Annotated in this window: 5 protein-coding genes; all 5 read right to left on the bottom strand. The window is 36.7% G+C overall.

Translation table 11 applies throughout. The features are described from left to right. Window positions 1-845: 845 nt before the first annotated feature. Window positions 846-6500, bottom strand: a complete 5655-nt coding sequence (locus tag ACFIKO_RS08425) for a Vomp family autotransporter (protein WP_375673759.1) — start codon at window positions 6498-6500, stop codon at window positions 846-848. Between the two features lie 446 nt (window positions 6501-6946). Then, window positions 6947-7180, bottom strand: a complete 234-nt coding sequence (locus tag ACFIKO_RS08420; RefSeq protein ID WP_375673757.1) for a hypothetical protein — start codon at window positions 7178-7180, stop codon at window positions 6947-6949. 46 nt (window positions 7181-7226) lie between these two features. Then, window positions 7227-7409, bottom strand: a complete 183-nt coding sequence (locus ACFIKO_RS08415; protein ID WP_375673756.1) for a hypothetical protein — start codon at window positions 7407-7409, stop codon at window positions 7227-7229. A gap of 8 nt (window positions 7410-7417) precedes the next feature. Then, window positions 7418-7639 (bottom strand): hypothetical protein, encoded by a 222-nt coding sequence (locus ACFIKO_RS08410; protein WP_375673754.1) that lies wholly within the window; start codon window positions 7637-7639, stop codon window positions 7418-7420. A gap of 658 nt (window positions 7640-8297) precedes the next feature. Further along, window positions 8298-8739, bottom strand: a 442-nt coding sequence (locus tag ACFIKO_RS08405) for a YadA-like family protein (protein ID WP_375673752.1), incomplete at its 5' end; no start/stop codon positions are given.

Below are 8739 nucleotides of genomic sequence, written 5' to 3'. Positions count from 1 at the left end.
GGTATAGAATTTTTTCATAACAAACTCTCCAATGAAAAAACTTAAAAACACCTCCAAAACATAAAAAAGACACATTTTAGCATTATTGATCTCTTTGAAATTAAGAATAAGGGATCATAGCTTAGGGTATGAACGTTTTGAGTCTTTGATCCTGTTTTGTTTGTTCTTTCTGTATTGAGACCTAAATGTTTGTTTTTTGGTTATGTTTTGTGGACATAAAAATAACACATTTAGAGTCTAAGGGTTTTAGTGTGCTTATTTTTACTAAATAAAAAAGAGGTCTCGCATATTTTATATTACTTTTTACTTGGTAGTCGTCAATATAAAGTCTTTCAAAAAAGATTTTAGTATGTCTTTTCCTAATTATAGACTTTAGTTTTATTAGAAAGCATTTTTTTATTAATAACAAGTAAAGTAAAAAGAGATTGTAATATGTTCGAAATCTAGCTTGGCTCGTATAATCGGCTTTTTAGTTAGGTTTCCTCTTTTTAAAGTATCATGTAATAATATATGCGTGGTCTTGTGATGTACCTTTTATCTTTACGCACTACTTATCCCCCTTTGAAAATTATTTTATCAAAATGAGTCTTACTAATATACATTTCCGTATCACTATAGGCTGTTCAAGAAAATAGCAACATAAAAATATGACTTTTTAGCAATATGGATTCTACTGTGATCTTTTTTCAACAAAAATATAGAAAAATCTTCTATAAAACCTCAAAGTTTATCGCGTTATCAAATATTATGCTTATCTCTAGATAAATACTGTGCGTCTGTAAAAAAATTCACCCTCATTTCAATAAAATGAGGGTGAATATTTTGTTCAGTTTTCGTTGTTCGTATTATTTTATTTTTAAGGTTATTGCACCACCTATTCCCCAATGACCACCAGCACTCGTTGCAGAGAGATTAGAGCGGATTTTTCCGTTTTCAGATGTATAACCAGCACCAAGAGCAAATGCAGATTGTCCACGCCACGCACCGCTACCAAATGAAACACTCAAAGATCCTGGTTCGTCGAAGTAACGTAAATTCGACACTGCCAAACCAATGGCTGCTGCTTGCCTTGCCTCTTTGCGTACGCTCTTAATGTCATAACTTAAAATATTAAACTTCATATCGGTATATTGCTGAGACCGATCAACAGCATCATCAATGGCATTAATAACGATATTATTCACCCGTTGGTCTGTATACTTTTTAGCATCATCGAGAACAATCTTCATCTTCTGCTCAGTATAATTATGCAGTTGCCCACCATTAACAGCTTCTTTCGAGCCTTTCTCAATATGGCCATCCGCAACATTATCAATCATAACAGGTTCACTTTCATTCCCACCTTTTAGAGTGATCTTGTTGATCTTTTTGCCATCAGCATCTTTATCATAGTTAACTGCACCATCAGAAAGATTATTAACCGTGTTTTCAATATTATCAACTCTGTTTTCAATATTGATAACTGTATCACCAATATCTCCAATCGTATTTGAAATATTATCAACCCTGTTTTCGATATGCTTAATATCTTTTTCAACACCTGTGATACGCTCATTGGTCTGCCAAAGCTGTCCACCGTTGATTGCCTCTTTCGAATCTTTTGCAATTCTACCATTTTCTACATTGATAATTTTACTTGGTTGACCATCATGGCTAGCGTCATAGGCTCCTTTCTGCTCATTCCAATTTAAACCATTAGATGAGACATTGTTTTCAACATTTTGAATGCGGTCGTTTATCTTGGATATACTCTCACTCACACCGTCAAAAGCATTGGCAACGTCATGATATGTCTTCTTCTCACCAGAACTACCGTCGTTCTTAAATTGTGCTACGTTGAAAGTAGGGGCACTCCACTTTCCATTCTTATAGCCAGCGCCACCACCAAAATACGCAGCAAGCTGATTACTCATCAAATAAAGTTGTGAACCATTTAGAGCTTCCGTTGAGTTAGCAGAAATATCTCCATTGGCAAGAAACTTAATTTTGCTATTGGCCTTTCCCTCTCCATGCTGTGCTACAAATGCCTGTTCATCACCATTCCATAACAAGGCGTCCCCTTTGACTTCTTTTGAAATATTATTGATTTGTTGTGTAAAATTATTTGCTACATTCGTCAAATGCGTATTCACACTCTTTACATTTGCATCAAGACCACTCAAAGCTGAGCCAACGTCATAGTAGTTAGCTTTTGCTACCTGACCATCCTCAACAATAACAGATAAACTATATTTGGGTCCTTTAAAGGCACCATTTTCGAATGAGGCATCACTACCAAAGTAGTTTGCTATATCTTGGGAGATTTTATTAATTTGGTTCCCATTTATCGCATCATGCGATCCTTGCACAATTATGCCATCTTTAACATTATGGAGAGAAACGGGTCCTTGACTCTTATTGCCGCCCAAAGACACACTGTTATAATTGACAGTGCCATCTGCATTTTTATCGTAGAGAACTGCAAAAGCACTTCCCTCTTTAATGTTATTAATACTGTTACTAATATCTGCTATACGGCCATCCAGTTGTTCTTTATTAACAGCTTCATCATTATTAACTGCTGCCTTCACACCGGAAATTGTACGAGCACTACCCGATTTGTTCGCAACATTGATTTTAGTCCCACCTGTTGCTTTACCAACAGTGATAGTACCTTCGTTTTCCTCCTGCTTAACAAGGCTATTTTTTGTCGCATTCGTAATCTGATTTTGTATATTCGTGATAGAATTATCAACAGTACTAAAAGCAGATCCAAAATCATTATGTGCTTTGCCCTGAATAGTGTAAGTGGGAGCCTTACCGTTAGATACGTCTGCACCACCACCAAAATACTTTGATATATTTTTAGCAATTGTTGTCAGATTATTTGTAACAGTGTTAACATTCTGATTAGTCGCAAAGAGCTGCGAACCATTTACTGCATCCGTTGAATCTTCAGTAATATCTCCATTGGCAAGAAATTTAATTTTGCTGTTTTCTTTGTTTTCTCCATGCTGTGCTACAAATGCCTGCTCATCATTACTCCACAACAAGGCATCCCCTTTAACTTCTTGTGAAATATTATTGATTTGTTGTGTGAAATTATTTGTCACATTTGTTAAATGATCATTCACATTCTTTACATTTGCATCAAGCCCACTCAAAGCTGAGCCAACATCAGTAAAGGTTTTCTGTTCTTCAGAACCATCAGCAGAAACAGTAGATAAATTATACTGAGGTCCTTTAAAGGCACTATTCTCGAATGAGGCACCACCACCAAAGTAATTCGCAATATCTCCAGAGATTTTATTAATTTGGCCGCCATTGATCGCATCATGCGATCCTTCGGAAATTGTGCCATCTTTAACATTAAGGAGAGCAACGGGACCTTGGTTATCCGCTCCACCTAAAGTCACACTCTTATAATTAACGGTACCGTTTTCTTTATCGTAGAGAACGGCAGCAGCAGTTGTGAGATTAATATCCTTAGAAATCTTCTCTATACTTTTATCAAGCTGGGCTTTGTTAACAGCTTCATTGTTCGCAACAGCTGCCTTCACTCCAGAAATGATCCGATCTTCACCTGATTTGTTCGCAACATTGATTTTAGTTCCTCCTGTTGCCTTACCAATGGTGATAAGACCTTCAGAACCTCCCTCTTGTTTAACAAGGCTATTTTTCGTCACATTGGCAATCTGATTAGAAATATTTGTAATAGAATTATTCACGCCTTCAAAAGCATTAGCAACATTGTTATAAGGCTGCTTAGAAGAAGTGCCATCAGCCTTAAATTCGGTAACCTGAAAACTAGGGGGTCTCCACTCACCAGATTCATCATATCCAGCGCCACCACCAAAATAAGTAGCAACGTCATTCATTGCATGGATTAAATGCTGATTAACATGCCTGATATTCGTATCAAGTCCACCCAAAGCTGAACCAACATCATTATATTCCTGCTGTTTTACCTGGCCATTTTTATCAATAGTAGTTAAATTATATCTCGGTTTTCTAAAGACCCCATTTTCGAACGAGGCATTGCCACCAAAATAAGTAGCAATTTCGCTGCCCATAGAATGAATTTGGGAACCATTTATAGCATCGGTTGAATCATGAGAAATATCCCCATCCTTAAGAAAGGTGATTTTGCTCTCTGCCTTCTGTCCGTTTGGTCCGTGAAGTGCAACAAAGGCTTGTTCATTATTATTCCATAATAAAGAATCTTTAGAAACACCATCAATTTTCTGAGTAAACTCATTGGTGACATGTGTTAAGCGGCTATTCACAGCCTTGACATTTGCATCAAGCCCTGTCAAAGCTGAATCAACATCTTCGAAGATCTTCTGCTCTACCGTACCATCGGTACCAACATGAGATAAATTATATCTTGGTCCTAAAAAAACACCATCTTGAAAGACAGTACCACCACCAAATAATTTCGCTACATTTTTGGATATCTTATTAATCTGGCTACCATTAATTGCATCATGCGAATCTTTAGCAATTTCTCCATCTTTAACATTATGGAGAGCAACTGGCCCTTTGCCCTTATCACCACCCAAAGTCACACTATTATAATTAATGATGCCATCTGCATTTTTATCGTAGAGAACTGCAAAGCTATTTGCTTCTTTAATGACCTTAATGCTGTCCGTGATATCTGCAATTTCACCATCGAGTTGTTTTTTATTAACAGCTTCATCATCCTTAACTGCTGCTTTCACACCAGAAATTGTACGAGCATCACCTGATTTGTTTGCAATGTTAATCTCTGTGCCTTCTATTTCCTTACCAATGGTGATACGATTTGTCTCTTCTTCTCGCTTAACAAGGCTATTGCTTTTTATGGTGTCAACAACATCTGCAATCTGACCATCGAGCTGTTCTTTATTAACAGCATCATTATTGTTTACAGCCGCCTTCACACCAGAAATTGTACGATCATCACCTGATTGGTTTGCAACATTGATTTCAGAACCACCTGTTGCCATACCAATGGTGATACGACCTTCTTCTCCACCATCTTGCTTGACAAGACTATTTCCTGCTATTTGATTTTTTATCTCTTGTAGCTGCGCAAAATTCACTGCATCATCAGCTTCTTTCCCAGCTGCTACTCCTGTAATCTTTTGTTCGCCAGCATCAATACCATCCACAGTTATTCTAGCCCCACCAGCAAACAGAAAGCCATCACTACTCATAGAGGCGTTCCCTGCAGTGACACTTGCCACTGTAATATTCTTAGCTAGATCAAATGTTACATTATTGTTTTCCGTACCTTTTGTGATCTTAAGGTTGTCACTTGCAGCCGACAAATCTACAGTATCTTTTATACCAACGGCTTTAGCATTTTCACCTCCAACAGACAAATTCCAACCTTTGTCGACGTAAATTTCTAACGCTTTTAGCTGTGCAACATTAACGGCATCATAAAATTCAGTACCAGCTGCCACTCCTACAATCTGGCGCGTTTTTTTTGTGTTAACATCACCAACACTCACTGCAGCTAGCGTACTTTTCCATGCAAAGTTGTCAGAAGTTGCAGAACCTTTAGCTAAAGAACTATAACCAAGTTTACCAGCAGCAACATCAGCTACAGACTCGCTCCCAATCGCAACACCTGAATCTACATTCACTTTTGAATAAGCACCAAAAGCTACAGATTTCACACTGTCCGCCTTAGCACGATGTCCAATAGCAATTGATTCTTCGCCCGTCGCTATTGTACGTCCCTCAGGGGGGGTCGGGTTATCACCCCATCTACCTTCACCACCTATTGCGATACTTTTTTTACCTACAGCGTACGCCAAATGACCTACAGCAACAGTAACGCTATTATCCACCTGCGCACCATAACCAACAGCAACCGAATCTGAGGCGTTTACTATTATCTTGGCACCAAGAGCAGTAATATCACTCCTTGCATGGAGTTTTTCGAGCTTTGTTATATCATTACCAAATATGACATTAGTACCCTCTACGTCACGTTGCAGTCCGGTACCGCGCTGCATTCTAGCCATAGAGTCATTGCGCAAAGGATTCAATGCATCAATAATCGCTGTATTCTCACCACTCTGTGAACTGATGATCAATTTTTTATATTGCCCGCCTGTATCTAATGTTCTTTCCAATGAGTTTTTGCCATCTGTCCTCAAAACATTCACAATAGGATCATCATTACTTATACCAGAAAGGGTTTTGGTTAAAAAATTTGCATAGTCATCAGAAGCGTCAACTTTTGGCACCATTGCCACATTCAATGCTGTTAAATAATTTTCCTTATCACCATCATAGTAATCATACGCAGAGATAATGCTTTGCGGATAAACCACGGCAGCATTCTTCACATTTTCAAGAGATTCTTTTGTTAAATCGAGATTTGCTGAAAAAACAGGAGAAGCATTCGATAAAAACAATGCCACCGCAGTTCCTAACGAAGCCACTTTAAACAATGATGATCGATGATGTGAACGAGAAAAACTCAAATCACACAGATTTTGTGTAGTATATAATTTTTTCATAATACCCCCTTCATAATAATAGATTAACAACACAAAAAAAGTATGCTCTAGAACTCTAAAGCTTTCTTATTTCCTTTGCGTGTTCCTGCTTTTACAGCGTGTTTTAGGACATAAATAAAATTAAGACATAAGCTGTTGTTTCTACAGCGCCTTTAGAGGGTAGTTAGAGGCAAGTTCGTGAAAGTCAATTTAAGGAAGGTAAAAAAATACTTAATATTAGAATTAATTTCATTTTCTATCAAAGGTTGTACATTTTTAGCTTTGATGTATTTGAAATTGGTATAATTTTGTGCCTATTGATCATTCTTTTAGGCGACTGTTTATTTTCCGTGGGTAGTTTTTTTTAAGCTTTTTACTAAAATGCCCCTGCTTTTATGAGGCAAGGGCAAAGAGCATATTAAAAAAGTTTTTTGCTTATCAGTTCAGTATTAAATTAAGCCCAACACCTACACCCCAATGACCACCAAAACTCGTTGCGGAGAGATTGGAGCGAATCTTTCCATATTCTGACATATAACCGGCTCCGATAACAAAGACGGATTGACTGTGCTATAAACCACCACCAAATGATAGACTGATTTTTCCAAAGCGTGAGCCATATTGCCTACAGCAACGCTCCATTCTTTTTCCGCTTGCGTTCCACTACCTAAAGCAATACTTGTGTTTGGAGTACGTTGCATACCTGTAAATCATTGCATTCTTGTAATGAAATCATGTCGCAAGGTATTAGATCCATCGATAATCGTTGGCATCTTCGTTGTTTTCAGAACTTATTGTAATTGTAGAGTTATTGTTCATAACCAATTGCGGATCGGTAAGAAATCTCTCACTAAAACCACCCTTACTCTTAAGAGAAAGTGTATTGACGAGAAAATTGATATAGCCACTATCATCTGTAGAATCATCCACTATTGGTGCTATTGCTGTGCTGTATTAAGTGCTGTTAAATAACTTGCTTTTGATAAATAAAAACCTTTTGAGAGAGCCCCAATGCTATTAGAGTTAGCATATACTGAAAGAAGTATTTTTCCTTGAGAATAGTTCTTTGTTGCTTTCGCCATGGCTTGAAGCAGCTGTCCTATTATATCATTTTTTTTCGCCAAAACAGGAATAGCATTCAATAAAAAAACAACTATCACAACTCTCAATGAAAACGTTGCTACAAACAACCGATAAAATAAACGATGAAAACTTGAGCTATTTCCCTTGAATATGATCAAAATAATTTTTTCATAACAAACCCTCAACAAAAAACCATACCTAAAACATAAAAAGACATATTTTGAATTATAAGAATTTGCACTATTTGCTTTTTATACTCGTAATTAAATTAAAACCATTTGGAGAAATTAGAATTTTACTATGAAGCAGCTACAAAAAAGGGAAGTGATTAAAAAACATAATATTTTTAACTATTCTATTTTTAAGATAGTTTGTCATTTAAACAACAAGACTTTCAATGAAAAATTATCACGATACCAACATAAAGCATACGTCTAATACTACACGAAAATAAAAGCTAAAACTGTCTCTTTTTAATAAATCAAAATAACAGGATAGAGCAATAACCTTATTACCTAATTATCAAAAAAATAGTAATCAATTTTTTAAATCTTTACCACTAAGGCCTTTTATTCTCAACAAAAGTTGTAATAAGCTTTTTATATTCGGATTTTATATAATTACGAGAGTTTTGTACATTTAGAGTAGCTTTAGAGGGCTCTAGAAGAAGATAACAAATTTGCCCTTTTCTTAAATAAGAAAAAGGCAAATCAATTTTATGGATTTAGTCGTTTATTAGTTTAATATCACATTAACCCCTGCACTTATACCCCAGTGACCTCCAGAAGTGGTAATTGACAAGTTGGAACCAATATTACCGTTCTCTGAAGTATAACCAGCCCCAATAGCAAAAGCAGATTGACTACGCCACAAGCCACTACCAAATGCGATTGTTAATTTTCCAGGAATATCACTATAGCGTAAACCAGCTACCGCAAGACCAACAGCTGCTGCTTGTCTTGCTTCCTTGCGAACATCCTCAACAGCATAACTTAACGTCTCAAACTTCATATCCGTATAGGATTTCGCCTCGTTAACGCCATTATTGACAAGACTACTAACTTTCTCATCCGTATATTTATTGGCATCTTCAAGAACCATCTTCATCTGCTGTTCTGTGTAATCATGTAACTGACCTCCATTAACAGCTTCTTTCGAATCCTTTTCAATCTTTCCA

Origin of the sequence: Bartonella sp. TS82HLJMH, from assembly GCF_042193495.1 — a bacterium.
GTDB lineage: Bacteria > Pseudomonadota > Alphaproteobacteria > Rhizobiales > Rhizobiaceae > Bartonella > Bartonella grahamii.
Note: the sequence above shows the minus strand (reverse complement) of the source record. Positions and strands in the feature narration are given on the sequence as shown.

What these genes read in the sequence shown, in the direction of transcription:
- ACFIKO_RS08425 (WP_375673759.1), bottom strand. Translation starts at nt 6,500, where the DNA reads ATGAAAAAATTATATACTACACAAAATCTGTGTGATTTGAGTTTTTCT.
- ACFIKO_RS08420 (WP_375673757.1), bottom strand. Translation starts at nt 7,180, where the DNA reads ATGCAACGTACTCCAAACACAAGTATTGCTTTAGGTAGTGGAACGCAA.